Annotated in this window: 24 protein-coding genes; 6 read left to right on the plus strand and 18 right to left on the minus strand. The window is 72.4% G+C overall.

Annotated elements, in window-relative coordinates:
- Positions 1-176: 176 nt before the first annotated feature.
- Entirely contained in the window at positions 177-1,319 is a 1,143-nt protein-coding gene (locus ACZ6R9_RS00005; RefSeq protein WP_465535466.1) for an LCP family protein, read from the minus strand.
- A 141-nt stretch (positions 1,320-1,460) separates the two neighbouring features.
- On the opposite strand from ACZ6R9_RS00005, the gene ACZ6R9_RS00010 reads away from it, so the two are divergent.
- Positions 1,461-2,804 carry a UDP-glucose dehydrogenase family protein gene (locus ACZ6R9_RS00010; RefSeq protein WP_465535468.1) on the plus strand — a complete coding sequence of 448 codons (1,344 nt, stop codon included), beginning with the start codon at positions 1,461-1,463 and terminating at the stop codon, positions 2,802-2,804.
- 28 nt (positions 2,805-2,832) lie between these two features.
- A complete protein-coding gene (locus ACZ6R9_RS00015) occupies positions 2,833-3,240 on the plus strand; it encodes a CoA-binding protein (RefSeq protein ID WP_380486991.1) in 408 nt (135 codons plus the stop codon).
- Between the two features lie 7 nt (positions 3,241-3,247).
- On the opposite strand, the gene ACZ6R9_RS00020 is transcribed toward ACZ6R9_RS00015, so the two are convergent.
- Genes ACZ6R9_RS00020 through ACZ6R9_RS00035 form a run of 4 tightly spaced genes read right to left on the minus strand, consistent with a single transcriptional unit; the run spans position 3,248 to position 7,010 of the window.
- The gene (locus tag ACZ6R9_RS00020) at positions 3,248-4,075 is read right to left on the minus strand and encodes a MerR family transcriptional regulator (RefSeq protein ID WP_465535471.1); all 828 of its coding nucleotides are present in this window, start codon (positions 4,073-4,075) and stop codon (positions 3,248-3,250) included.
- 47 nt (positions 4,076-4,122) lie between these two features.
- Positions 4,123-5,316: a dipeptidase gene (locus ACZ6R9_RS00025; protein WP_465535473.1), complete on the minus strand. Its 1,194-nt coding sequence runs from the start codon at positions 5,314-5,316 to the stop codon at positions 4,123-4,125.
- 12 nt (positions 5,317-5,328) lie between these two features.
- Positions 5,329-5,856, minus strand: coding sequence for a 5-(carboxyamino)imidazole ribonucleotide mutase (gene purE / locus ACZ6R9_RS00030; RefSeq protein WP_380486997.1), 528 nt, complete (start codon positions 5,854-5,856; stop codon positions 5,329-5,331).
- Complete coding sequence (locus ACZ6R9_RS00035; RefSeq protein WP_380486999.1) at positions 5,853-7,010, minus strand: 5-(carboxyamino)imidazole ribonucleotide synthase; 1,158 nt, start codon at positions 7,008-7,010, stop codon at positions 5,853-5,855. Before ACZ6R9_RS00035 ends, purE begins: the two co-directional genes overlap by 4 nt.
- Before the next feature lie 162 nt (positions 7,011-7,172).
- Here ACZ6R9_RS00035 and ACZ6R9_RS00040 point away from each other — a divergent pair, with 162 nt between their 5' ends.
- On the plus strand, positions 7,173-7,694 hold the full coding sequence (locus tag ACZ6R9_RS00040; RefSeq protein WP_380487001.1) for a GtrA family protein: 522 nt from the start codon (positions 7,173-7,175) through the stop codon (positions 7,692-7,694).
- A gap of 7 nt (positions 7,695-7,701) precedes the next feature.
- On the opposite strand, the gene ACZ6R9_RS00045 is transcribed toward ACZ6R9_RS00040, so the two are convergent.
- Complete coding sequence (locus ACZ6R9_RS00045) at positions 7,702-8,940, minus strand: ATP-binding protein (RefSeq protein WP_380487003.1); 1,239 nt, start codon at positions 8,938-8,940, stop codon at positions 7,702-7,704.
- Positions 8,941-8,953: 13 nt separating this feature from the next.
- Entirely contained in the window at positions 8,954-9,628 is a 675-nt protein-coding gene (locus ACZ6R9_RS00050; protein WP_014136090.1) for a response regulator transcription factor, read from the minus strand.
- A gap of 317 nt (positions 9,629-9,945) precedes the next feature.
- Between ACZ6R9_RS00050 and ACZ6R9_RS00055 the strand changes: the two genes are divergently transcribed.
- Complete coding sequence (locus ACZ6R9_RS00055) at positions 9,946-11,454, plus strand: peptide MFS transporter (protein WP_380487004.1); 1,509 nt, start codon at positions 9,946-9,948, stop codon at positions 11,452-11,454.
- Positions 11,455-11,621: 167 nt separating this feature from the next.
- Entirely contained in the window at positions 11,622-11,978 is a 357-nt protein-coding gene (locus ACZ6R9_RS00060) for a hypothetical protein (protein WP_465535478.1), read from the plus strand.
- 77 nt (positions 11,979-12,055) lie between these two features.
- Here ACZ6R9_RS00060 and hutI read toward each other — a convergent pair whose 3' ends face one another.
- From hutI to hutH, 9 genes are all read right to left on the minus strand, one after another.
- Positions 12,056-13,222, minus strand: coding sequence for an imidazolonepropionase (hutI, locus tag ACZ6R9_RS00065; protein WP_465535480.1), 1,167 nt, complete (start codon positions 13,220-13,222; stop codon positions 12,056-12,058).
- Between the two features lie 120 nt (positions 13,223-13,342).
- Positions 13,343-14,695 carry a formimidoylglutamate deiminase gene (locus ACZ6R9_RS00070; protein WP_465535482.1) on the minus strand — a complete coding sequence of 451 codons (1,353 nt, stop codon included), beginning with the start codon at positions 14,693-14,695 and terminating at the stop codon, positions 13,343-13,345.
- Complete coding sequence (locus ACZ6R9_RS00075; protein ID WP_465536764.1) at positions 14,680-15,867, minus strand: allantoate amidohydrolase; 1,188 nt, start codon at positions 15,865-15,867, stop codon at positions 14,680-14,682. Before ACZ6R9_RS00075 ends, ACZ6R9_RS00070 begins: the two co-directional genes overlap by 16 nt.
- Before the next feature lie 17 nt (positions 15,868-15,884).
- Complete coding sequence (hutU, locus tag ACZ6R9_RS00080; protein WP_465535484.1) at positions 15,885-17,552, minus strand: urocanate hydratase; 1,668 nt, start codon at positions 17,550-17,552, stop codon at positions 15,885-15,887.
- A gap of 94 nt (positions 17,553-17,646) precedes the next feature.
- Positions 17,647-17,976, minus strand: coding sequence for an SHOCT domain-containing protein (locus tag ACZ6R9_RS00085; RefSeq protein ID WP_380487012.1), 330 nt, complete (start codon positions 17,974-17,976; stop codon positions 17,647-17,649).
- 89 nt (positions 17,977-18,065) lie between these two features.
- Entirely contained in the window at positions 18,066-18,644 is a 579-nt protein-coding gene (locus ACZ6R9_RS00090) for a hypothetical protein (protein WP_465535486.1), read from the minus strand.
- 48 nt (positions 18,645-18,692) lie between these two features.
- Positions 18,693-19,058 (minus strand): hypothetical protein, encoded by a 366-nt coding sequence (locus ACZ6R9_RS00095; protein ID WP_380487016.1) that lies wholly within the window; start codon positions 19,056-19,058, stop codon positions 18,693-18,695.
- A gap of 137 nt (positions 19,059-19,195) precedes the next feature.
- Positions 19,196-20,068, minus strand: a complete 873-nt coding sequence (locus ACZ6R9_RS00100) for a MurR/RpiR family transcriptional regulator (RefSeq protein WP_465535489.1) — start codon at positions 20,066-20,068, stop codon at positions 19,196-19,198.
- 152 nt (positions 20,069-20,220) lie between these two features.
- A complete protein-coding gene (gene hutH / locus ACZ6R9_RS00105; RefSeq protein WP_465535491.1) occupies positions 20,221-21,789 on the minus strand; it encodes a histidine ammonia-lyase in 1,569 nt (522 codons plus the stop codon).
- 91 nt (positions 21,790-21,880) lie between these two features.
- Between hutH and fdhD the strand changes: the two genes are divergently transcribed.
- Positions 21,881-22,711 carry a formate dehydrogenase accessory sulfurtransferase FdhD gene (fdhD, locus tag ACZ6R9_RS00110; protein ID WP_465535493.1) on the plus strand — a complete coding sequence of 277 codons (831 nt, stop codon included), beginning with the start codon at positions 21,881-21,883 and terminating at the stop codon, positions 22,709-22,711.
- Between the two features lie 4 nt (positions 22,712-22,715).
- Here the strand turns inward: fdhD and ACZ6R9_RS00115 are convergent, their stop codons facing one another.
- Complete coding sequence (locus tag ACZ6R9_RS00115; protein ID WP_380487022.1) at positions 22,716-22,916, minus strand: acyl-CoA carboxylase subunit epsilon; 201 nt, start codon at positions 22,914-22,916, stop codon at positions 22,716-22,718.
- Positions 22,917-22,937: 21 nt separating this feature from the next.
- Complete coding sequence (locus ACZ6R9_RS00120) at positions 22,938-24,527, minus strand: acyl-CoA carboxylase subunit beta (protein ID WP_380487024.1); 1,590 nt, start codon at positions 24,525-24,527, stop codon at positions 22,938-22,940.
- Positions 24,528-24,566 lie beyond the last annotated feature (39 nt).

Below are 24,566 nucleotides of genomic sequence, written 5' to 3' on the forward strand. Positions count from 1 at the left end.
CCGCCGCGAACGGGGCGATCTTCGCCTCGGCCAGCGAACGCACCGACTCACGGAGCATCTCGTGCTCCTCGCTCAGCCGGTAGAGGTCGAAGTCCGCTCCGGAGTTTCCCGCCATCTGCTCTGCCCCTTGCGCTGGTTACCGTCGAGTAATTCTCATCCTAGGCACCTCGGCCGGGTCAGTCGACGTTGTCGCCGAGGGTGTCCGTACTGGTGCGGTGCTGGGCGAGGTAGTCGTCCATGCGGTCGGCGCGCATCGCGTCCCAGAGCAGGCCGGCCGCACCGGTGTCCATCAGGACGACGGACTGGCCGTCGATGGAGTCGAAGCCGCCGAAGGGGGCGTTCATGAAGTGGACGCCGTCGGGGCGGACCGCGCGCAGGCTCCAGGCGAGGTCGTAGAGGTCGCTGTTGCTGAGCCGGTCGTCGACGGAGACCACGTCGCCGACGGTGCCGAGCAGGCCGGTGAGTTTGCCGGGGCTGGAGAGGGTGCCGGAGTTCATGGTGCGGAGCATCAGCGCGCGCAGGAAGTTCTGCTGGCGCTTGGTGCGGTCGAGGTCGCCGTTCGGCAGGCCGTGGCGTTCGCGGACGTAGAGCAGGGCCTCGGCGCCGTCCATGTGGTGGGTGCCGGCCAGCCATTCGCGGGCGTCGCCCTTGGCCTCGATGGTGCGCGGGATGGTGATGTCGACGCCGCCGACGGCGTCGGTGAGGGCGCGGAAGCCGTTCCAGTCGATCACCGCGACGTGGTCGATCCGGATGTGGGTGAGGTCCTGGACGGTCTGCACCATCAGTGCGGGGCCGCCCCAGGAGTAGGCGGCGTTGATCTTCGCGTTGCCGTGGCCGGGGACGGGCACCCAGGTGTCGCGCGGGATGGACACCACGGAGACGGACTTCCGGTCGGCGGAGATGTGCATCAGCATCATGGTGTCGCTGCGCTGCGCGCCCAGCTGCCAGGCCGGGGCCTTGGCGTCCTTGCCGGTGGTGGGCCGGTCGGCGCGGGCGTCCAGGCCGACCAGCAGGAAGGTCTGGCCGGTGTGCGGGACGGCGGCGGGCTGGGCGGCGGTGCCGGTCGGGAAGGCGTTCGGGATCCGGGCCACCGAGGACGCGTAGTGGTCGGCGGTCCACACCAGGGCCCCGAAGCCGGCGCCGAACAGCACCAGCAGGACGGCGAGGGTCCACAGCAGCAGCCGGCGGCCCCGGCGGCGGCGCGGTGCCTGCTCTGCCTCGGTCTCCTCGCTCGAAGGGTCGTGCTCGTCGTCGCGGTCGAAGATGCTGAGTGGCCCCTGGTCCTCGTCGGCCTCGTCGGGCCGCTCCTCGGCAGTCATGCGCGCATTGTGATGCTTCCGTACAGACTTTCGGGGGGAAACCGTGAAATCGGCGGATCCCGCAGGTGGTAGCGGTACCGATACCATCTGTGCGTGCGGCCGTCGCACTGCCTGGAACGGCCCGAACGGAAGGGAACGCCCGTGGCTCCGCGCATCACGGTGATCGGTACCGGCTACCTGGGCGCCACGCATGCCGCGTGCATGGCCGAGCTCGGCTTCGAGGTCCTCGGGCTGGACATCGACCGGGAGAAACTGGCGGCGCTGGCCGCGGGCCGGGTGCCGATGTTCGAGCCCGGGCTGTCGGAGCTGCTGCTCAAGCACGTGGAGGGCCACGAGGGCTCGACCGGGCGGTTGCGGTTCACCGACTCCTGGGAGGAGGTCGCGGCCTTCGGCGACGTGCACTTCATCTGCGTCAACACCCCGCAGCGCAAGGGCGAGTTCGCGGCCGACATGAGCTACGTGGACACTGCGGTGGACTCGCTCGCCCCGCACCTGGACCGGCCGGTCCTGGTGGTCGGCAAGTCCACCGTGCCGGTGGGCTCGGCGAACCGGCTGGCGGCCCGGCTGGCCGCGCTGGCCCCGGCCGGCGAGCAGGTCGAGCTGGCCTGGAACCCGGAGTTCCTGCGCGAGGGCTACGCGGTCGGCGACACCCTGCACCCGGACCGCCTGGTGGTGGGCGTGCGCAGCGAGCACGCCGAGCGGGTGCTGCGCGAGGTGTACGCGGGCCCGATCGCGGACGGCGTGCCGTTCGTGGTGACCGACTTCGCGACCGCGGAGCTGGTGAAGGCCGCCGCGAACTCCTTCCTGGCCACCAAGATCTCGTTCATAAACGCGATGGCCGAGGTCTGCGAGAGCGCCGGCGCCGACGTGGTGCAGCTCTCCAGGGCGCTGTCCTTCGACGCCCGGATCGGCGGCAAGTTCCTGAACGCCGGGCTGGGCTTCGGCGGCGGCTGCCTGCCCAAGGACATCCGGGCGTTCATGGCCCGGGCCGGGGAGCTGGGCGCCGACCAGGCGCTGACCTTCCTGCGCGAGGTCGACTCGATCAACATGCGGCGCCGCTCCCGGATGGTGGAGCTGGCCCGCGAGCAGTGCGGCGGCGGCTTCCTGGGCCGCCGGGTCGCGGTGCTGGGCGCGGCCTTCAAGCCGAACTCGGACGACATCCGGGACTCGCCGGCGCTGAACGTGGCCGGGCAGATCCAGCTGCAGGGCGCCCAGGTGACGGTCTACGACCCGAAGGCGATGGACAACGCCCGCAAGATGTTCCCCAGCCTGTCCTACGCGGCGTCCGCCCTGGAGGCCGTCCAGGGTGCGCATGTGGTGCTGCACCTCACCGAGTGGCAGGAGTTCCGCGAGCTGGACCCGGCCGAGGTCGGCGCCCTGGTCGCCGAGCGCCGCATGCTGGACGGCCGCAACGTGCTGGACGGCGACGCCTGGCGGGCCGCCGGCTGGACGTACCGGGCGATGGGCCGGCCGTTCGCGGAATGACCGCACCGGGCGGCTGGTTCTCTCCGGCATGAGCTACGGAGACGACACGGACGTCCGGAAGATCCTCACCTCCGGCGGAGACACCTGGGCCGTGGTCGGCCTGTCCACCAACACCGCGCGCGCCGCGTACGGGGTGGCCCAGGTGCTGCAGCGGGCCGGCAAGCGGATCGTGCCGGTGCACCCGAAGGCCGAGACGGTGCTCGGCGAGCAGGGCTACGCCTCGCTCGCCGAGATCCCGTTCCCGGTCGATGTGGTGGACGTGTTCGTCAACTCCGAGCTGGCCGGCGAGGTCGCCGACCAGGCGGTGGCCAAGGGTGCCAAGGCCGTCTGGTTCCAGCTCGGAGTGGTCGACGAGGCCGCCTGTGACCGCACCCGGGCCGCCGGGCTGGACATGGTGATGAACCGCTGCCCGGCGATCGAGCTGCCCCGGCTGTGACGCCGGGTCAGACCGCCCGGACGGGGAAGGCGATGTCGCAGATCCGGTCGTCCGGGGCGGCGGCCGCCCAGTCGGCGAAGTACACCTCGCGGCCCGGGCCGGTGCGCTCGGTGCCCGCCGACTCCACCCACTCGCACACCGCGTCGTAGGCCGACAGGATCTGCGGGTACTCCACCTGCGCCTTGGTGATGGTGGTGAACGCCTCGCGGTGCGCGGGCTCGACGCGGTGCGGGGCGGTCAGCCCCGCGGCGCGCGCCGGGTCGATCGGCAGGCAGACCTCGACCGGGCCGTCGTTGTCCTCGTCCACCTGCCCGTGGTAGATCACGAACGGGGCGGCGGCCACCCCGCCGTGCTCGGCGGCGATCGCCTCCAGCCGCGCGGTGGCGGCCGGGATCCACTCGTCCAGGTCCTGCGGGCGGGCCCGCCGCTGCTCGGTGAGCACCAGCTGGTCCGGCACCTCGCGCTGTTCGATGCGGTACATCTCGTCGATTCCTTCCAGTCCGCTGAGTTGGACGCGGAGGTGTTCGGCCAGCGCCCGCTGCGAGACGGTGCGCCGTTCGACGGCCGCCCAGTACGCGCCGATCCGCTCGGCCGCCTCGGGGCCCGGCAGGGCGAGCACCTCGGCGACCGTGGCGAGCGGCATGTCCAGGCCGCGCAGCCGGACGATCAGCCGCGCGGTGGCCAGCCGGCCCGTCCGGTAGTACCGGTAGCCGGTGGCCGGGTCGATCACGTCCGGCGGGAGCAGGCCCTGCCGGTCGTACAGCCGCAGCGCCTTCGGCGACAGCAGGCCCCGGCGGGCGAACTCACCGGTGGTGAGCAGCCGTTCTTCCTCCACGCCGGTCAGCGTCGGGCCTGCCCCAGGGGCAGGGTCAAGCCGGTCGTTCACGCGCCGTCCAACTGCTCCAGGGTGGCGATCGACGGCCCGCGTTCGGCCCGCAGGCGGCGGGACACCGTCTCGGCCTCGCGGAGCGTGCGGACGGCGTTGTGCCAGGTGAGCTTGGCGAGGTCGGCCTCGGACCAGCTGCGGCGCAGGAGTTCGGCGATCAGCACCGGGTAGCCGGCCACGTCGTCCAGGCCGGACGGCAGGAACGGGGTGCCGTCGAAGTCGCCGCCGATGCCGATGTGGTCGATGCCGGCCACCTCGCGCATGTGGTCGAGGTGGTCGGCGACGTCCGCGACGGTGGCGATCGGGCGCGGGCGGTCGGCCGCGAAGGCCTGCTGCACGGCCATCGCCTCCGGGGAGGTGTCGAACGGGCTGAAGCCGTGCGCGGTCATGTTGGCGTCGGCGGCGTACGTCCACTCGATGGCGTCGGCCCGGACGAACATCGGCACGAACGTGGCCATCGCGACGCCGCCGTTGCCGGCCAGCGTGGTGAGCACGTCGTCGGGGACGTTGCGCGGGTGGTCGCAGACGGCGCGCGAGGAGGAGTGCGAGAAGATCACCGGGGCCTCGGAGACCCGCAGCGCGTCGCGCATGGTGTCGGCGGAGACGTGCGAGAGGTCGACCAGCATGCCGAGCCGGTTCATCTCCCGGACCACCTCCTCGCCGAACCTGGTGAGGCCGCCGTGCACCGGCTCGTCGGTGGCGGAGTCCGCCCACGGCACGTTGGAGTTGTGGGTGAGCGTCAAGTACCGCACGCCGAGCGCGTACAGGGCCCGCAGGGTGGCCAGCGAGGAGTTGAGGGAGTGCCCGCCCTCGGCGCCCATCAGCGAGGCGATCCGGCCCTCCTCGCGGGCGCTCTCCACGTCGTCGGCGGTCAGCGCGAGCCGCAGGTGCTCGGGGTGGCGCTCGGTCATCGTCCGGACGAAGTCGATCTGCTCCAGCGTCGCGCTGACCGCGCCGTCGCCGGACAGCTCGGCGGGCACGAACACCGACCAGAACTGGGCACCGACCCCGCCCGCCCGCAGGCGGCCGAAGTCGGTGTGCAGCCGGTGGCTCTGATCGGCCGTCAGGTCGAGGGCGTCGAGGTCGTAGCCGACCTGGGCGCGCATCGCCCACGGCAGGTCGTTGTGGCCGTCCACCACGGGGGTGGTGCGGAGGACGGCCCTTGCACGGTCGATCAGTTCGGGAGTCATCCTCCCGTTCTACTACTTGCCGAAGCCGAAGGAGTCGTTCCCGGCCACCTTGGCCCGGAGCTTGCGGCCCTTCTCGGTCGCCTGGCTGTTCAGCTCGGCCTGGAACTCGACCATCTTCTCGGCCAGTTCGGTGTCGAACGCGGCCAGCATCCGCACCGCGAGCAGACCCGCGTTGCGCGCCCCCGCCACCGAGACCGTCGCCACCGGCACCCCGGCCGGCATCTGCACGATCGACAGCAGGCTGTCCATCCCGTCCAGGTACCGCAGCGGCACCGGCACCCCGATCACCGGCAGCGGCGTCACCGACGCCAGCATCCCCGGCAGGTGCGCCGCGCCGCCCGCTCCGGCGATGATCGCCTTCAGGCCGCGCCCGTGCGCCTGCTCCCCGTACGCGACCATCTCACGCGGCATCCGGTGCGCGGACACCACATCCACCTCGTACGGCACCTCGAACTCGTCGAGCGCCTGCGCGGCGGCCTCCATCACGGGCCAGTCGGAGTCGGAGCCCATCACGATGCCGACAAGGGGTGCCTGGGTCATTCGCTGATCGTTCCTCGCAGGTAGGCGGCCGCGTGGCGGGCGCGCTCGCGGGTGTCTTCGAGGTTGTCCCCGAAGACGTTGACGTGGCCGACCTTGCGGCCGGGCTTCACGTCCTTTCCGTACATGTGGATCTTGAGGCCGGGGTCGCGGGCCATGCAGTGCAGGAAGGCGTGGTACATGTCGGGGTAGTCGCCGCCGAGGACGTTGACCATGACGGTCCACTTGGCGCGGGGGCGGGGGTCGCCGAGGGGGAGGTCGAGGACCGCGCGGAGGTGGTTCTCGAACTGGGAGGTGACGGCGCCGTCCTGGGTCCAGTGGCCGGAGTTGTGCGGGCGCATGGCGAGTTCGTTGACCAGGATCCGGCCGTCGCGGGTCTGGAACAGCTCGACCGCGAGGTGGCCGGTGATGTCGAGCTCGCCGGCGATGCGGAGGGCGAGCTGCTGGGCCTCGTCGGACAGCGCCGGGTCCAGTTCCGGTGCGGGGGCGGTGACTTCGGCGCAGATGCCGTTCTCCTGCACCGATTCGACCACCGGGTAGGCGACGGCCTGGCCGCTGGGCGAGCGCACCACGTTGGCGGCCAGCTCGCGGACGAAGTCGACCTTCTCCTCGGCGAGGACGGGGACGCCCGCGAGGAACGGGGCGGCGGCCTCGGCCTCGTCCTTGACGACCCAGACGCCCTTGCCGTCGTAGCCGCCGCGCACGGTCTTCAGTATGACGGGGTAACCCTCGCCCTCGGCGGCGAAGGCGGTGACGTCGGCCGGGTCGGCGACGATCCGGTGCCGGGGGCAGGGGACGCCGATGGAGTCCAGCTTGGCCCGCATGACGCCCTTGTCCTGGGCGTTGACCAGCGCGTCCGGCCCGGGGCGGACGGCGACGCCCTCCGCCTGCAGGGCGCGCAGGTGCTCGGTGGGCACGTGCTCGTGGTCGAAGGTGATGACGTCGCAGTCGGCGGCGAAGGCCCGCAGCACGTCGAGGTCGCGGTAGTCGCCGTACTCGGTGGTGCCGACCACCTGCGCGGCCGACTCCTGGGGAGTGTCGGCGAGGAGCTTGAAGCGGATGCCCAGCGGGATACCCGCCTGGTGCATCATGCGGGCGAGCTGCCCGCCGCCGATGACTCCGACCACTGGAAAGTTCGCATTGCCCGCTACAGTCACGCGCTCCAGGATATCTGGGCCGGTCAAAGGCCCAACACCGGCGTGCGGGTGGGGCGTACGCACCGGGCGTGGTACGGAGCACTCAAGAGGGGCGGGTAGCCTGGTGGGCCGGATTGCACGACCCACTTATTCCGATCATGTGAAGCATACGGAGCCGCCCGGATGACGAGCACCACAGTAGCGCGCCCCTCGTTGACCCAGCGGCTGCGCGGCCTGTCCCTGGAAGCGGTCGGCTTCGCCGTGATCGGCGCCTCGGGCGTGGTGGTCAACTTCGCCCTGTTCTGGATCCTCAACAACGTCATCGGCCTGGCCTCGCTGCGCTCCAACGTCGCGGCCACCCTGGTGGCCATCTGCACCAACTACCTGGGCTACCGGTACTGGCTGTACAAGGACCGCGACGCGGCCTCCCGCAAGCGCGAGATCACGCTGTTCCTGCTGTTCAGCGGCATCGGCATGCTGATCGAGACCGGCACCCTGGGCTTCACCCAGTACGTGCTGGGCCTGGACACCCCGTTCGAGAAGCTGGGCGGCAAGTTCCTGGGCCTGGTGATCGCCACCGTCTTCCGCTTCGTCTCCTACCGCACCTGGGTGTTCAAGGCGATGCCGGAGCTGGAGGACCCCGAGGTGGTGCAGGAGGCCGAGCTGCTGCTGGCCGCCGAGGAAAGCCGCTCGCTGGCCAACTGACCTCGTGTCACTCGCCCGCGTGGGCGAGGAACAGCGCGAACACCGGCGGCCGCAGCGACAGCAGTTCGAGGCGGCCGCCGTCGGCTTCCGCGAGGTCGCGGGCGACGGCCAGCCCGATCCCGGTGGAGTTGCGGCCGCTGACGGCCCGTTCGAAGACCCGGTTGCCGAGTTCCCGGGGGACGCCCGGCCCTTCGTCCTGCACCTCGGCGACCACCGAGCTGCCGGAGCGGCGGGCCCGCAGGGTGATGGTGCCGGCGCCGTGCATCAGCGAGTTCTCGATCAGCGTGGCCAGCACCTGGGAGACGGTGCCGGGGGTGCCGATCACCCGGACGTCCCGCAGGCCCTCGACGACCAGTTGGCGTCCGCTGTCGCGCAGGGTCGGGGCCCACTCCTCGACCTGCTGCTTGAGCACGTCGTCCAGGCAGAAGCTCACCGCGGTGGGGCTATTGGGGTCGCGCTGGTTGGTGAGCAGCCGCTGCACCACGTCGGTGAGCCGTTCGACCTGCTGGAGGCCGATGGTGGCCTCCTCGCGGACGGTGTCCGGGTCCTCGGCGAGCGTGGTGATCTCCTCCAGCCGCATGGAGAGCGCGGTGAGCGGGGTGCGCAGCTGGTGGGAGGCGTCGGCGGCGAGCCGGCGTTCGGCGGTGAGCATCCGGGCGATCCGTTCCGCGCTGGTGTCCAACACCTCGGCGATCCGGTCGAGTTCGGGCACGCCGTAGCGGCGGCCCTGCGGGCGGGGGTCGCCTGAGCCGAGCCGTTCGGCGGTCTCGGCGAGGTCGGTGAGCGGACGGGCCAGGCGTTTGGCCTGCCAGACCGCGAGCGCCACGGCGGCCTGCACGGCCAGCAGGGCGACCACACCGAGCAGCAGCAGCATGTTGCCGATCTCGTGGTCGAGCGCGGCCCGCGACTGGGCGACGGTGACGGTCTCGCCGCTGGCCCCGGACTCGGTGGCGGTCAGCGCGGGCCCGTTGACCGGGCGGCCGAGGACGATCTGCGGCTGCCCGGGGATGTCCACGGTCACGTGGAAGTTCTCGGTCACCACGGCGGCGAACTTCTCGCCGGTGACCGGCTCACCCGCGGCGAGCCGGCTCTCCACCAGTCCGAGCACCCGGACCGCCACCGCGTCCACCCGGTCGTTGGCGGCGTTGGTGATGGACTGCTTCTCGATCAGGGCCAACGGCACGCAGAACACCGCGACCACCACCAGGACCACGCCCAGCAGTGAGTTGATCATCCTGCGCTTCACGCCGGGTGGACCTTCAGTTCTTCTCGAAGCGGAAGCCGACGCCGCGCACGGTGGCGATGTAGCGCGGGTTGGCGGCGTCGTCGCCGAGCTTCTTGCGCAGCCAGGAGATGTGCATGTCCAGGGTCTTGGTGGAGGTCCACCAGGTGGTGTCCCAGACCTGGCGCATGATCTCCTCGCGGGTGACGACCCGGCCGGCGTCCCGCACCAGCACCCGCAGCAGCTCGAACTCCTTGGCGGAGAGGGTGAGTTCCTCCTCGCCGAGCCAGGCGCGGTGCGACTCGATGTCGATCTTCACGCCGTGCGCGCCGGTGGTGAGCTGGTCGACGTTGCCGCGCCGGAGCAGGGCGCGGACCCGGGCGAGCAGCTCGGCCAGCCGGAACGGCTTGGTGACGTAGTCGTCGGCGCCGGCGTCCAGGCCGACCACGGTGTCCACCTCGTCGGCGCGGGCGGTGAGCACCAGGACCGGAAAGCTCTTGCCGTCGGCGCGCAGCCGCCGGCACACCTCCAGGCCGTCCATCTCGGGGAGCCCGAGGTCCAGCACGATCAGGTCGACGTCCTCGCTGAGGCCGGCGCCCAGGGCGGCCGGTCCGTCCTCGCGGACGAGCACCTCGTAGCCCTCGCGGCGCAGGGCGCGGGCCAGCGGTTCGGAGATTGCCGGGTCGTCCTCGGCCAGCAGCACACAGGTCATAGGGGCGATGGTAGACCGCCCGGGGACGCCTGATCAGGGGGTCTTCGGGGGTTGTGACGCGCCCGACCGGACCGCTGTGAACACTGTCACAGGGCGTGATCGATTTGCATTTGCGGGCATCTTCGGCAACAACTGCGCTTACATGGACATTCTTCGCACGGGCCTTGTCATCGCAGGCAATTCTCCCGTCCAAGCATCGAAAGGCGCAGTGCAACGACACGCCGCTTTACCTTCTGAATACCATTCACGCTCCGCAGTCAGCCGAACTCGCGACTTACAGTGGTGGAGAACCCGAGCAAGACAGGCAAGGAATCAGCATGGCTTCGAGCACCCTGGAGTCCGAGGTACGGTCCTCCCCCACCGGAGGACGGACCTTCCTCGGCCACCCCCGCGGCCTCGCCACCCTCTTCATGACCGAGACGTGGGAGCGCTTCAGCTTCTACGGCATGCGCGCCCTGCTGGTGGTCTACATGTCCACCAAGGCGGCCGAAGGCGGCCTCGGGATGCAGGTGGCCACCGCCACCGCCGTGTACTCGGTCTACAACGCCATGGTCTACCTGCTCGCGCTGCCCGGCGGCTGGATCGCCGACCGGCTGCTCGGCGCCCGGCGCACCGTCGCCCTCGGCGGCGGGATCATCATGGTCGGCCACTTCCTGCTGGCCGTGCCCTCCAAGGCGGCCTTCTTCGGCGGCCTGGTCTTCATCGCGGTCGGCTCCGGCCTGCTGAAGGCCAACATCTCCACCATGGTCGGCCACCTCTACGACGGGCCCAACGACCCGCGCCGGGACGGCGGCTTCACGATCTTCTACATGGGCATCAACCTCGGCGCCTTCCTCGCGCCGCTGGTGATCGGCACCGTGGGCCAGGAAGTGAACTGGCACCTGGGCTTCGCGCTGGCCGGCGTCGGCATGGCCCTCGGCCTGATCCAGTACCTGGTGGGCAGCCGGCACCTCAGCCCGACCTCCAGCGTGGTCACCTCGCCGATCGGCGCCGCCGAACGCCGCGCGGTGCTGCGCAAGGCCGGCCTGTGGCTGGCCGTCGCCGCCGTGTTCTACGGCGTGGTCGCCGGCACCGGCCACTTCACCGTCTCGTGGGCGATCTGGCCGCTCTCGCTGGCCGGCATCGCCGTTCCCGTCCTGGTCTTCGCCCGGATCCGCCGCGACAAGGAGCTGACCGGCGAGGAGCGCTCCCGGATGAGCGGCTACCTGTGGTTCTTCGCCGCCGCTGCGGTGTTCTGGATGATCTACGACCAGTCCGGTTCGACCCTCAGCGTGTTCGCCGAGCGCAACACCGCCGGCACGCTGTTCGGTTTCTCGTTCCCGTCCAGCTGGTTCCAGTCGCTGAACCCGCTGTACATCATGGCGCTCGCCCCGGTGTTCGCCTGGCTGTGGAACTACGCCGCGGCGCGCCGCCGCAACCCGTCCACCACCGCCAAGTTCGCCTTCGGCCTGCTGATGATCGGCCTGTCGTTCCTGGTGATGATGCTGGCCATGGCGGCCGCGTCCGGCGGCGTCAAGGTCACCCCGCTGTGGCTGGCCGTGGTCTACCTGATCCAGACCACCGGCGAGCTGACGCTCTCCCCGGTCGGCCTGTCCGTCACCACCAAGCTGGCGCCCGCCAAGTACGCCAGCCAGATGATGGGCATCTGGTTCCTCGCGGTCACCGCCGGCGACTGCGTGGCCGCCCTGGCCCAGCTGCTGCTCGGTGACAACGTGGTCGGCTCGACCTGGTACTTCGCCGTCCAGGGCCTGCTGGCCATCGCCGCCGGCCTCGGCCTGTTCGCCGCCCGCGGCCGGATCGGCCGCCTGATGGGCGACGTGCGCTAGTCCTGCCCGGCCCGCCTTGTCGGATCACCCCCCGGCCCTTGGGAGCCGGGGGGTGATCGCGCGTCGCGCGCCCGGCAGGTCCACAGCGCGGGGGCTTCCGCCTCCCTGCCCAGCAGGCACGATGTCCACTCCGGCTCGGCCGGCGGCGGAACCCCTACGATGCACGGATGTGCTACCGCCGCATCAGTTCGAGCCGGCATTTCGTCTGCCTGGCCTGCCGGGCCTCCTGCAAGAAGAGGTCGGAGCCGCGGGGAGTGCACCACTGCCCGCGGTGCCGGGGCGAGCTGATCGACGCCGGACACGACCTCGCCGTGCCGCCCCGCCGCGACACCGCGGGCTGGCGCGCGCTCGCCGCGCTGCTGAACGCCGGAGTCACCTTTCACTCGTCCTGCTGCGACGGCCCCGGCTGGCGGCCCCGTACGCCCGGCGAGGTCAGGACGCGGCTGGCGGCCTCGGCCGGCACCGGGATCCCCGTGTCCACGGCCCTCACCACCCTGGACCTGGACCAGCTGGCGGCGAAGTAGCGTCCCCGGCACTGACACCCTTGCGCTGACACCCGGCGGGTCGCCGCACGGCGGCCACCGCCCTTGGAGCCGGCCGTCTAGATCTTCCGGACCCCGCCCTGCCAGACGGCGGCGGTCAGCGGGACGCCGGGGCGGTAGGCCAGGTGGACGTGCGAAGGCGCGTCCAGCAGCTGCAGATCCGCCCGGGCGCCCGGGGAGATCCGGCCCACGTCGGTGCGGCGCAGGGCCAGCGCGCCGCCCGCGGTGGCGGCGTGCACCGCCTCGTCCGGGGTCATGCCCATCTCGCGCACCGCGACGGCCAGGCAGAACGGCATCGAGCTGGTGAAGCTGGAGCCCGGGTTGCAGTCCGTGGACAGCGCGACCCGCGCCCCGGCGTCCAGCAGCCGCCGGGCGTCCGGGTAGGGCGCCCGGGTGGAGAACTCCGCGCCCGGCAGCAGGGTGGCCACCGTGTCGCCGTCGGCCAGCGCCGCCACGTCCTGATCGGTCAGGTGGGTGCAGTGGTCGGCGGACGCCGCGCCCAGCTCCACCGCGAGCTGCACGCCCGGGCCGAAGCTCAGCTGGTTGGCGTGGATCCGCGGCCGCAGCCCCTTCGCCATCCCCGCCGTCAGCACCGCCCGCGCCTGGTCGCCGTCGAACGCCCCGCGCTCGCAGAACACGTCCACCCACCGCGCGAACGGGGCGCACGCCTCCAGCATCTCCCCCGTCACCAGCTCGACGTACCCCGCCGGGTCCTCCGCGAACTCGGGGCCCACCACGTGCGCCCCGAGATACGTGGTCTCCTGCGTGTGACCGGCCGCGATCCTGAGCGACCGCGCCTCGTCGGCGGTGCTCAGCCCGTACCCCGACTTCACCTCCACCGTCGTGGTGCCCTGCCGCAGCATCTCCGCCAGGTACCGGGTCAGGTTCGCGTTCAGCTCGGCATCGGACGCGGCCCGGGTCGCCGCGACCGTGGTCCGGATACCCCCGGCCGAGTACGGACGGCCCGACATCCGCGCGTTGAACTCGGCGGTGCGGTCACCGGCGAACACCAGGTGCGAGTGACTGTCCACGAACCCGGGCAGCAGCGCCCGCCCGGCAGCGTCGACATACTGGTCCGCAGCGGGGGCCTCGGCACTGCGGCCCACCCACACCACCCGGTCACCCTCCACGACCACGGCAGCGTCGGACAGCAGCCCGAGCGGTCCTTCCCCGAGCAGGGGGTCATTGGTGACGAGAGATCCGATGTTGCTGATCAACAGGCTCATGAAGGTCGTCCTCAAGTGGTGTCCCCGTCCCACTCAACCCCCGCGCCCCGTCAGGGGCGCGGGGAACTGCGCGAGGCGGAAGGTGAACGTCCGTAAGTTCGCGCCCCTGGGGGCTCTTCGTTACCGCAGTGCGGCGACAGCAGCCGACAACTGCCCGGCCACGTCCGGAACGAGCTGGTGCACCCCGTCCTTGACGACGTGTCGCCCGCCCACGACGACGTGCCGCACGTCCGCCGCGCTCGCCGCGAACACCGCGATCTCCGCGCCCAGTTCGGGCGGCGGCCCGGCCGTCCGCACGCTGTCCAGCGCGATCACGCAGAAGTCCGCCAGAGATCCGGCCTCCAGCCGCCCCGCCCCGTCCCAGCCCAGCGAGGCGTGCCCAGCCTCGCTGCCCGCCCGGAGCAGGGCGTTCGCCGTCCAGTGGCCCCGGGTGCGGGTGCGCAGCCGTTCGTCGAGTTCCAGCGCCCTGGTCTCCTCGAACGGGTCGATGACGGCGTGGCTGTCGGAGCCGAGGCTGATCGGGCAGCCCGCGGCGGCCAGCCGCTTCGCGGGGCCGATGCCGTCCGCCAGGTCCCGCTCGGTGGTGGGGCACATGCAGATGGTGGTGGTGGTGTCGGAGAGCAGCCGGATGTCCTCGTCCGTCAGGTGCGTCGCGTGGACGGCCGAGGTGCGGGGCCCGAGGACGCCGTGGTCGGCGAGCAGGCGGGTGGGGGTGACGCCGTGCGCGGTGAGGCAGGCGTCGTTCTCGGCGGTCTGTTCGGAGAGGTGGACGTGCAGCGGGGCCTTCCGCATCGCGGAGAAGTGCGCGACGGTGCCCAGCTGTTCGGCGGGTACGGCCCGCACGGAGTGCACCGCGGCGCCGATCCGGGCGTGTTCCGCGCCGGCCAGGGCGGAGGCCCGCTCGGCCCAGGCGTCGGCGTCGCCGTCGGAGAACCGCAGTTGGGTCTCGGTGGGTTCGGCGCCGAAACCGGAGGACAGGTAGCAGGTGTCGAGCAGGGTGATCCGGATGCCGGCCCGCCGGGCGGCCTCGATCAGCGCCTCGCCCATCGCGTTCGGGTTGTCGTACCGGACGCCGCCGGGCGCGTGGTGCAGGTAGTGGAACTCGCCGACGGCGGTGATGCCGGCCAGCGCCATCTCGGCGTACGTCGCGGTGGCGAGCGCCAGGTACGTGTCGGGGTCGAGCGCGGAGGCGGCCTGGTACATGGTGTCGCGCCAGGTCCAGAACGTCCCCGACCCGACCTGCACGCGGGAGCGCAGCGCCCGGTGGAAGGCGTGCGAGTGCGCGTTCGCCTGCCCGGGCAGCGCGAGCCCGGCCAGCCGGACGGCCCCGGCGGGGCAGGGCCCGCTCCCGGGGGTGACCTTGGTGATCCGGCCGCCGGGGCCGACGGCGATCAGGACGTCGCGTTCGACCACGGGGCCGTCGGCGTGCGGCAGCCAGGCGTGTTCGGCCCAGTACGTCACGACGGCTGACATGCGAGATCCTCCAGTACGTCCGCGAGGGCGGCGACGCCCGCGTGGCAGTCGGCCTGCTCGGCGTGTTCGGCCGGGGAGTGCGAGACCCCGCTGGGGTTGCGCACGAACAGCATGGCGGTCGGGACGGCGGACGCCAGGATTCCGGCGTCGTGTCCGGCCCCGGTGGGCAGCACGGGGGCTCCCAGCAGGTGGGCCAGGCGGTCGCGCAGCGGGCCGTCGAAGTCGACGACGGGGGTGAAGGACTCGCGGGTGAGGGTCACCCGGACGCCGTCGCGTTCGCCGCGTTCGACCGCCAACTGCTCGATGGCGTCGACCAGTTGGCTCAGCGTCTGCTCGTCCGCGGCCCGCGAGTCGAGCCAGCCGCGGACCAGCGAGGCGATGGCGTTGGTGCCGTTGGGTTCGACGGCGACCTTGCCGAAGGTGGCGAGCGCCCCGGCGAGGCGGGCCTTCTTGCGGGCGCCGAGCACGGTGGTGGCGTAGGTGAGCATCGGGTCGCGGCGGTCGGCGAGCCGGGTGGTGCCGGCGTGGTTGGCCTCGCCGTGGAAGTCGAACCGCCAGCGGCCGTGCGGCCAGATCGCACTGGCCACGCCGACCGGCTGTTCGTCCGTCAGCCACCGGCCCTGTTCGATGTGGAGCTCCACGAACGCGCCGATCCGGCCCAGCAGTTCGGGGTCGGGGCCGATCCGGGCCGGGTCGTGTCCGGCCTTGAGCATCGCGTCGGGCAGCCACACCCCGTCGGCGTCGCGCAGTCGGTACGCGGCCTCCCGGTCGAGGACGCCGGTGGCGAGCCGGCTGCCCACGCAGGCGACGCCGAACCGGGCGCCCTCCTCGTCGCCGAAGTTGGCGATCGCCAGCGGACGCGTCAACTCGGCGCCGCGCGAGCGGAGTTCGTCGAGCGCGGCGAAGGAGGAGATCACCCCGAGCGGGCCGTCGTAGGCGCCGCCGTCGGGGACGGAGTCCAGGTGCGAGCCGGTGACGACGGCGTTCCCGGCGGACGGGTCGCCGAGCCAGGCCCACTGGTTGCCGTTGCGGTCCGTCTCGTGGTGCAGGCCGCGGGCCCGGGCCTGTTCCTCGAACCAGGCCCGGCACTCGGCGTCGGCGGAGTTCCAGGCGTGCCGGCGGTAGCCGCCGGAGGAGGCGGAGCGGCCCACGGGGAGCAGCTCCGCCCACATCGCGTCGAAGCCCTCGGTCACAGCTCCGCCATGGGCACGCGGACGCCCCGCTCGGCGGCGACCTCCGAAGCCCGGTCGTAGCCGGCGTCCACGTGCCGGATGACGCCCATGCCGGGGTCGTTGGTGAGGACGCGGCGGATCTTCTCGCCGGCCAGCGCGGTGCCGTCGGCGACGGTGACCTGCCCGGCGTGGATGGAGCGGCCGATGCCGACGCCGCCGCCGTGGTGGATGGACACCCAGGACGCGCCGGAGGCGACGTTGACCATGGCGTTGAGCAGCGGCCAGTCGGCGATCGCGTCGGAGCCGTCGAGCATCGCCTCGGTCTCCCGGTAGGGGGAGGCGACGGAGCCGCAGTCCAGGTGGTCGCGGCCGATCACGATCGGGGCGGACAGCTCGCCGCTGGCGACCATGTCGTTGAACCGCTCGCCGGCCTTGTCGCGCTCGCCGTAGCCGAGCCAGCAGATCCGCGCGGGCAGGCCCTGGAAGTGCACCTTCTCCTGGGCCATCCTGATCCAACGGGCCAGCGACTCGTTCTCCGGGAACAGGTCGAGGACGGCCTTGTCGGTCTTGTGGATGTCCTTCGGGTCGCCGGACAGCGCGGCCCAGCGGAACGGGCCCTTGCCCTCGCAGAACAGCGGCCGGATGTACGCGGGGACGAAGCCGGGGAACGCGAACGCCCGGTCGTAACCGGCCAGTTGGGCTTCGCCGCGGATCGAGTTGCCGTAGTCGAAGACCTCCGCGCCGCGGTCCTGGAAGCCGACCATGGCCTCCACGTGCCGGGCCATCGACTCGCGGGCGCGCTGGGTGAACTCGGCGGGCTTCTCGGCCGCGTAGGTCGCCATGTCCTCGAAGGCGACGCCGGTCGGCAGGTAGGCCAGCGGGTCGTGGGCGCTGGTCTGGTCGGTGACGATGTCGATCGGGGCGTCCATCGCGAGCAGCTGCGGGAGCAGGTCGGCGGCGTTGCCGAGCAGGCCGATGGAGAGCGGCTGCCGCTTGTCGCGGGCCTCGGTGGCGAGCTGCAGCGCGTGGTCGAGGCTCGATGCCTCGACGTCGAGGTAGCGGTGCTCGATCCGGCGGGCGATCCGGGACGGGTCGCAGTCGATGCAGATCGCCACGCCGCCGTTCATGGTGACGGCGAGCGGCTGGGCGCCGCCCATGCCGCCGAGGCCGGCGGTGAGGGTGATGGTGCCTTCCAGCGTGCCGCCGAAGCGCTTGTTGGCGACGGCCGCGAAGGTCTCGTAGGTGCCCTGCAGGATGCCCTGGGTGCCGATGTAGATCCACGAACCGGCGGTCATCTGGCCGTACATGGTGAGGCCGAGCGACTCCAGGCGGCGGAACTCCTCCCAGTTCGCCCAGTCGCCGACCAGGTTGGAGTTGGCGATCAGCACCCGGGGCGCCCACTCATGGGTCTGCATCACGCCGACCGGCCGGCCGGACTGGACCAGCATGGTCTCGTCCTGCTTGAGGCCCTGCAGGGTCTTCACCATGGCGTCGAAGGAACGCCAGTCACGGGCGGCCTTGCCGGTGCCGCCGTAGACCACCAGCTTGGACGGGTGCTCGGCAACCTCCGGGTCGAGGTTGTTCATCAGCATCCGCAGGGCGGCCTCCTGCTGCCAGCCCTGCGTGCTCAGCCCGGTGCCCCGCGCCGCGCGCACCTCGCGCGGGCCGCTCGCCTGCTCTGCCATGGACCAGCCTCCTTGCGGATGGATTCATTCACGATCAAGCAGAGTGAATATATCCAAACAACATCGGGCTGACCAGAGTTTCGAGCGCCCGCGCTCAGCTCTTCCCCGGCTCGTCCGGTCCACTCGGTGGACTGTCCCCGCCGGGCTCACCACGCAGCGCCGCCAACCGGTGCCGGTACTCCTCGACGTCGATCTCGCCCCGGGCCAGCCGCTCGGCCAGCACCCGCTCCGCCTCCGGCGCCCGCCCCTGCGGCGCACTCCCCCACCGCGGCCCGCCGGTCGTCCCGCCCGTCCGGTTCGTCGAAGACGCCCGCCACAGCGCGACCAGCACAACGATCACCAGCAGCACGAACAGCATGAACGTGATCCCGGGCAGCACCCACGACCAGCCGCCGTGGTGGTAGTACCCGCGATGCCAATACATGATCGATCACCCGCCACCGCACCCGAACGGGTGCGCCGCCTCCAGTCTGCGCCCCACCCGCCGGGGCTGCGCCCGGGACGGCTCGGAGCTCAGGCCGGGGTGGCGGAGAGCAGCACGGGCGCGCCGCCGAAGACGTCGTAGACCCGGGTGCCGGTGTCGGTGGTGACGACGATCCGGTCCGGACCGTCCCAGCCCGCGGCCGCGAACAGGCCCTCGCCGGCCCACTTCCCGTCCTGGCCGTACACCAGCCACCGCCGGGCCGACCAGCCGGAGCCGTCCTCCAGCTCGACGTACCAGCCCTGACTCTCCGCCTCCATGCCGAACCCGCCCTGGTGCAGCACCCGCAGCACCCGGTCCGCGCCGCCGGGCGCCGCCTCGCGGTGCGCCACGGTGCGGTCGCGGCCGCCGTGGAACAGCGCCGGGGCGCAGGCCGGCACGGCAAGCATCCCGATCCCCACGAGCGCCACCGCCCACCGGCCGCTGCGCCGCAGCACCGCCGACGCGGCCAGGAACAGCGCCAAGGCCGCCAGGCCCAGCACGACCGGCCGGTCGAGCAGGTCGGCCACCGCCATCCGGCCGCCGGACCGGCCCTCCCACATACCCCACCACGCGGCGGCCACCGCCAGCACACCACCGGCCGCGAACAGCCCGCCCAGCCAACCGCGCATCGGTCCCCCTCCCCCCGGTCATCCTAGGGCGGGCCGCATGACCCGCCGTCAGGCCGCCGCGTCGCCATCCCAGTCGATGCCGATCTCGGCGAGCCAGCGGCGGTCCTCCGCGTCGGGCTGCGGGGTCGGCTCACCAGGGTTCGGCTCACCGGGGTTCGGCTCGCCGGGGCGGGGGTCGCCGGGGCGGGCCGGTGGGCGTGGGACGTGCTGGACGGGGCCGACGCCGTAGCGGGCGGCGGTCTCCTCGGCGGCCGGGTCGCCGGGTTCGAGGACGCCGATGTGGACGGCTTCCTCGTCGCCCGGGTCGAGCACGGTGAGTTCGGGGTGCGGCGGGCGGCGCAGCGCGATGCGGCGGCCGCACTGCGGGCAGGACCATTCGTCGGCGCCGGAGCCGAGCCGTCCGGTGAGTCTCATCTGGTGGATCGGTGGTGGCATTGGACTTCCCCCGTCCAAAGCTGTCTTCGTCCCTGTCGAGTCCCTACCGAGGAAGATGCCCGCTCACGGCGGGTCGTCAACCCGGCACAGGGGGGTCATTGGGGGAACAACAGGTGTCAGTCCAGGAACAGTTGACGTGCCGTCGCGGACTGTTCGATGGCCTCCAGCCGGGCCTCCGCGCCGGGGATCTCGTCGCACATCGCCTGGAGCAGGACCCGGCCGAGCATCATCGGGGCGCAGGCGGTGTCGAAGACCAGGCCGGTGCCGACGGCGGCGGGCAGCATCACGTCGGAGAGCTTGGCGACCGGGGCGAACGCGGAGTCGGCGACGGTCAGGACGGTCAGTCCGCAGTCGCGGGCGACGGTGAGGGCGTCCATCAGTTCGCGCGGGTAGCGGGGCAGCGCGAAGCAGAGCAGGGCGCTCGCTCCGGCGGCGACGGCCTGTTCGAGGCGGTCGGCGAGCATCGAGCCGCCCTCGTCGAGCAGCCGGATGTCGGGGTGGACCTTGGCGGCGAAGTAGGAGAAGCCGCGGGCCTGGGCGGAGGCGGCGCGCAGGCCGAGCACCGGCAGTGGCCGGGAGGCGGCCAGGATCCGGGCGGCGCGGACGATCGGCGCGGGGTCGGCGAGCAGTTCGGCGAGGTGGCGCAGGTGGGCGATCTCGGCGAGCACGGCCTGCTGGTGCTCGTTGCGGACCACCTCGTGGTGGCTCTCGGGGACGGTGGCCTCGCCGACGCCGAGTTCGCGCAGCTGCTTGCGCAGCGCCGGGTAGCCGTCGTAGCCGAGCGCGACGGCGAACCGGGTGACGGACGGCTGGCTGACGCCGGCGAGTTCGGCGACCTCGACGCTGGACAGGAACGGCGCCTCGGTGGCGTGCCGGACCAGCGAGTGGGCGATCCGCCGCTGGGTGGGTGTCAGCCGGTGGCCCTCGAAGAGCTGGAGCAGCCGGGCGGAGGGCCCGGTGGTGGTTCCGGTCTCGTCAAGGGCGGGCATGTCGGGTACCTCCACGCTGGGTTGGGCGTTCGCCGGTGGCTTCGGCGGTGGAACGACTGTGGCGCAGTCCCGGCAGGTGGGCAATGCCGTCCCGCCAGGCGGGACGGGCGGGTTCGGAGGGTGATCCGGCGCGCCCGTCCCGTGGCGCTTCGTCAGGCGAGCGGGCCGGTGACCCGCTCGACGGCCTCGATCAGCGCGCCGGAGGCGACCAGCGCGGCGGCGGCCTCCAGGTCCGGGGAGAGGAAGCGGTCGCGGCCGGGCCCGCCGACGCCGGCCCCGCGGGCGGCGGCGACCGCGGCGGCGGTCGCCGGGGCGAGCACCCCGGGCTGCTCGGCGGCCTGATCCCGTATCTCCAGCGCCCGTGCGGAGGCGACGAGTTCGACGGCCAGCACGCGGCCGAGGTTGGCCACTGCCTGGCGCAGCTTGCGGGCCGCGGACCAGCCCATCGAGACGTGGTCCTCCTGCATCGCCGAGGACGGGATGGAGTCCACCGAGGCGGGCACCGCGAGCCGCTTGTTCTCGCTGACCAGCGCGGCCTGGGTGTACTGGGCGATCATCAGGCCGGAGTCCACGCCCGGGTCGTCGGCGAGGAACGCGGGCAGGCCGTGCGAGCGGGCGTGGTCGAGCAACCGGTCGGTGCGGCGCTCGGAGATCGAGGCCAGGTCGGCGGCGGCGATCGCCAGGAAGTCCAGCACGTAGGCGACCGGCGCGCCGTGGAAGTTGCCGTTGGACTCGACCCGGCCGTCGGGCAGCACCACCGGGTTGTCGACGGACGCGGCGAGTTCCCGGTCGGCGACCAGCGCGGCGTGCGCCAGGGTGTCGCGGCCGGCGCCGGCCACCTGCGGGGCGCAGCGGATCGAGTAGGCGTCCTGGACCCGCGGCGCGTCGTCGCGGTGGTGGCCGGTGAGGCCGGAGCCGCGCAGCACGGCCAGCATGTTGGCGGCGGCGGCGGCCTGGCCGGGATGCGGGCGGATCGGGGCGTGCAGCTCGGGGGCGAGCACCTTGTCGGTGCCGAGCAGCGCCTCCAGCGACATCGCGGCGGTGATGTCGGCGGTGGTGTACAGGCGCTGGAGGTCGGCGAGGGCCATCACCAGCATGCCGAGCATGCCGTCGGTGCCGTTGATGAGGGCCAGGCCCTCCTTCTCCAGCAGTTCGACGGGGGCGATGCCGGCGGTGGCGAGCAGTTCGGCGGCGGGCTTCTCCTGCCCGTCGGGGCCGAACGCGGTGCCCTCGCCCATCAGGACGAGCGCGCAGTGCGAGAGCGGGGCGAGGTCGCCGGAGCAGCCGAGCGAGCCGAACTCCCGGACGACGGGGGTGATGTGGGCGTTCAGCAGGGCGGCCATGGTCTCGGCGACCAGCGGGCGCACGCCGGTGCGGCCGGAGGCCAGCGTCTTCATCCGCAGGAACATCAGCGCCCGGACCACCTCGGTCTCCACCACCGGGCCCATGCCGGCGGCGTGCGAGCGCACCAGCGAACGCTGGAGCTGGGCCCGCAGTTCGGGGCTGATGTGACGCACGGCCAGCGCGCCGAAGCCGGTGGAGACCCCGTACACCGGGCGGGGTTCGGCGGCGAGGGCGTCGATCCGGGCCCGGGCGGCGGCCATCTCGGCGAGCGCGTCCGGCCCGAGCTCCACCTGCGCCCCGCCCCGGGCGACGGCGAGGACATCCTCGGCGCTGACGTCGGCCTTGCCGACCTGGACGACGACACTGTGCATATCCATATGCACATTCTCATCAGGTGAATGCGGATATGACAAGCAATCGGCGCCACGGCCCCCGGATGGTTGACTGGCCCGCGGAGGTGCGACAGGGATGGCACGGGCAACGGTACGGCGGCGAGTGGTGCGGCTGCGCGGCGACGAACGAGGGGCGCGGCCCGACAGCCTGGCGGCGGAGGAGCCGCTGGAGATCCGGGTCGGCGGCGAGGCGCTGACCGTCACGATGCGCACGCCCGGGCAGGACTTCGACCTGGTGGCGGGCTTCCTGGTCGGCGAGGGTCTGGTCGGCGCCACCGAGGAGCTCGCCGCGCTGCGCTACTGCGCCGGGACGGACGCGGACGGCGCCAACAGCTACAACGTGGTCGACGCCACCGTCCGCGGCGCCCGCCCGGCGCTGTCCGCGCACCGCAACCTGCTGACCACCAGCGCCTGCGGCCTGTGCGGGCGCGACACCGTGGACGCGGTGCGCACCCGCAGCCGCTGGGACGTCTCCGCCGATCCGCTGCGGCTCGACCCGGAGGTGCTGTACGCCCTGCCGGAGCGGCTGCGCGCCGCCCAGCGCACCTTCGAGTCCACCGGCGGCCTGCACGCCGCCGCCCTGTTCACCGCGGACGGCACCCTGCTGTGCGCCCGCGAGGACGTCGGGCGGCACAACGCGGTGGACAAGGTGGTCGGCTGGGCGCTGCGCGAGGGCCTGCTGCCGCTGCGCGGGCACGTCCTGCTGGTCTCCGGCCGGGCCTCCTTCGAGCTGACCCAGAAGGCGGCGCTGGCCGGGGTGCCGCTGCTGGCGGCGGTCTCCGCGCCGTCCTCGCTGGCCGTGGACCTGGCCGAGGAGCTCGGTCTCACCCTGGTCGGCTTCCTGCGCGGGCGCACCGCGAACGTCTACACCCGTGCGGACCGGATCGTCGCCGACCCGCACGGGTGAGGCCTCAGCGCGGCCAGAGGCTGGTGCGCCAGGAGTGCGGCCCGGGCGCGGGGACGGGACGGGGAGTGCGGCTGGTCCACGCGGTGGCCGGGCCGCTCGCGGAGGCCGCCCTGGCCCCGGCGGCGGCCCGGGCTTGGACCACCGCCAGGACGGTGGCCAGCTCCTCGGGGGTCGGCTGCCCGTGCAGCACCTGGATGGGAGTCATGTCGCGAGGTGAACCCTTCTGCTACAGCGGGATGTTGCCGTGCTTCTTCGGCGGCAGCGCCTCCCGCTTGCCGCGCAGCGCCCGCAGCCCGCGGACGATGTGCCTGCGGGTCTCGCTGGGCGCGATGACCGCGTCGACGTAGCCGCGCTCGGCGGCCAGGTACGGGTTGAGCAGGGTGTCCTCGTACGAGGCGAGCAGTTCGGCCCGGCGCTCCTCGCCGCGTCCCTCGGCCTCGGCGGCGGCGATCTCCCGGCGGTGCAGGATGTTGACGGCGCCCTGCGCGCCCATCACCGCGATCTGCGCGGTCGGCCAGGCCAGGTTGATGTCCGCGCCCAGGTGCTTGGAGCCCATCACGTCGTACGCGCCGCCGAACGCCTTGCGGGTGATCACGGTGATCAGCGGGACGGTGGCCTCCGCGTAGGCGAAGATCAGCTTCGCGCCGCGGCGGATGATGCCGTCCCACTCCTGGCCGGTGCCGGGCAGGAAGCCGGGCACGTCGACGAAGGTCAGCACCGGGATGTTGAACGCGTCGCAGGTGCGCACGAAGCGGGCGGCCTTCTCGCTGGCGGCGATGTCCAGGCAGCCGGCCAGGTCCATCGGCTGGTTGCCGACCACGCCCACCGGGTGGCCCTCGACCCGACCGAAGCCGACCACGATGTTGCCCGCGTACAGCGGCTGGACCTCCAGGAAGTCCCCGTCGTCCAGCACGCGCTCGATCACGTGGCGGATGTCGTACGGCTGGTTCGCCGAGTCCGGGACGATGCTGTCGAGTTCGAGGTCCTCGTCGGTGATCGTCAGGTCGGCCTGCTCGGGGTAGGCCGGCGGGTCGCTCAGGTTGTTGGACGGCAGGTACGACAGCAGGCTCTTGACGTACTCGATGGCCTCCTTCTCGTCGGCGGCCAGGTAGTGCGCGTTGCCGGACTTGGTGTTGTGGGTGCGGGCGCCGCCCAGCTCCTCCATGTCCACGGTCTCGCCGGTGACGGTCTTGATCACGTCCGGGCCGGTGATGAACATGTGCGAGGTCTTGTCGGCCATCACCACGAAGTCGGTGACCGCCGGCGAGTACACCGCGCCGCCCGCGCACGGGCCCATGATCAGCGAGATCTGCGGGATCACACCCGAGGCGTGCACATTGCGGCGGAAGATCTCGCCGTACAGGCCGAGCGAGACCACGCCCTCCTGGATCCGGGCGCCGCCGGAGTCGTTGATGCCGATCATCGGGCAGCCGGTCTTCAGCGCGAAGTCCATCACCTTGACGATCTTCTCGCCGAACACCTCGCCCAGCGAACCGCCGAACACCGTGAAGTCCTGGGCGAACACCGCGATCTGGCGCCCGTCCACGGTGCCGTAGCCGGTGACCACGCCGTCGCCGTACGGCCGGTTCTTCTCCTGGCCGAAGTTGGTCGAACGGTGCCGGGCGAACTCGTCGAACTCCACGAACGAGTCCTCGTCCAGCAGTTCCAGGATCCGCTCGCGGGCCGTCAGCTTGCCCTTGGCGTGCTGCTTCTCGACCGCCGCGGCGGAACCGGAGTGCACCGCCTCGTCGATCCGCCGGCGCAGGTCGGCGAGCTTTCCGGCGGTGGTGTGCGGGTCGTGCGGTGCCTCGGCCATTGCGGTGGCTCTCCCTGCGTCCTCGGCCGCCGGCCCGGG

This window comes from Kitasatospora sp. NPDC048662, from assembly GCF_055587065.1.

Bases quoted from the DNA above. Each gene is read 5' to 3' on its own strand.
- ACZ6R9_RS00005 (WP_465535466.1), bottom strand. From the start codon at position 1,319: ATGACTGCCGAGGAGCGGCCCGACGAGGCCGACGAGGACCAGGGGCCA.
- ACZ6R9_RS00015 (WP_380486991.1), top strand. From the start codon at position 2,833: ATGAGCTACGGAGACGACACGGACGTCCGGAAGATCCTCACCTCCGGC.
- ACZ6R9_RS00025 (WP_465535473.1), bottom strand. From the start codon at position 5,316: ATGACTCCCGAACTGATCGACCGTGCAAGGGCCGTCCTCCGCACCACC.
- purE (WP_380486997.1), bottom strand. From the start codon at position 5,856: ATGACCCAGGCACCCCTTGTCGGCATCGTGATGGGCTCCGACTCCGAC.
- ACZ6R9_RS00040 (WP_380487001.1), top strand. From the start codon at position 7,173: ATGACGAGCACCACAGTAGCGCGCCCCTCGTTGACCCAGCGGCTGCGC.
- ACZ6R9_RS00050 (WP_014136090.1), bottom strand. From the start codon at position 9,628: ATGACCTGTGTGCTGCTGGCCGAGGACGACCCGGCAATCTCCGAACCG.
- ACZ6R9_RS00055 (WP_380487004.1), top strand. From the start codon at position 9,946: ATGGCTTCGAGCACCCTGGAGTCCGAGGTACGGTCCTCCCCCACCGGA.
- ACZ6R9_RS00060 (WP_465535478.1), top strand. From the start codon at position 11,622: ATGTGCTACCGCCGCATCAGTTCGAGCCGGCATTTCGTCTGCCTGGCC.
- hutI (WP_465535480.1), bottom strand. From the start codon at position 13,222: ATGAGCCTGTTGATCAGCAACATCGGATCTCTCGTCACCAATGACCCC.
- ACZ6R9_RS00070 (WP_465535482.1), bottom strand. From the start codon at position 14,695: ATGTCAGCCGTCGTGACGTACTGGGCCGAACACGCCTGGCTGCCGCAC.
- ACZ6R9_RS00075 (WP_465536764.1), bottom strand. From the start codon at position 15,867: ATGTGGGCGGAGCTGCTCCCCGTGGGCCGCTCCGCCTCCTCCGGCGGC.
- hutU (WP_465535484.1), bottom strand. From the start codon at position 17,552: ATGGCAGAGCAGGCGAGCGGCCCGCGCGAGGTGCGCGCGGCGCGGGGC.
- ACZ6R9_RS00085 (WP_380487012.1), bottom strand. From the start codon at position 17,976: ATGTATTGGCATCGCGGGTACTACCACCACGGCGGCTGGTCGTGGGTG.
- ACZ6R9_RS00090 (WP_465535486.1), bottom strand. From the start codon at position 18,644: ATGCGCGGTTGGCTGGGCGGGCTGTTCGCGGCCGGTGGTGTGCTGGCG.
- ACZ6R9_RS00095 (WP_380487016.1), bottom strand. From the start codon at position 19,058: ATGAGACTCACCGGACGGCTCGGCTCCGGCGCCGACGAATGGTCCTGC.
- ACZ6R9_RS00100 (WP_465535489.1), bottom strand. From the start codon at position 20,068: ATGCCCGCCCTTGACGAGACCGGAACCACCACCGGGCCCTCCGCCCGG.
- hutH (WP_465535491.1), bottom strand. From the start codon at position 21,789: ATGGATATGCACAGTGTCGTCGTCCAGGTCGGCAAGGCCGACGTCAGC.
- fdhD (WP_465535493.1), top strand. From the start codon at position 21,881: ATGGCACGGGCAACGGTACGGCGGCGAGTGGTGCGGCTGCGCGGCGAC.
- ACZ6R9_RS00115 (WP_380487022.1), bottom strand. From the start codon at position 22,916: ATGACTCCCATCCAGGTGCTGCACGGGCAGCCGACCCCCGAGGAGCTG.
- ACZ6R9_RS00120 (WP_380487024.1), bottom strand. From the start codon at position 24,527: ATGGCCGAGGCACCGCACGACCCGCACACCACCGCCGGAAAGCTCGCC.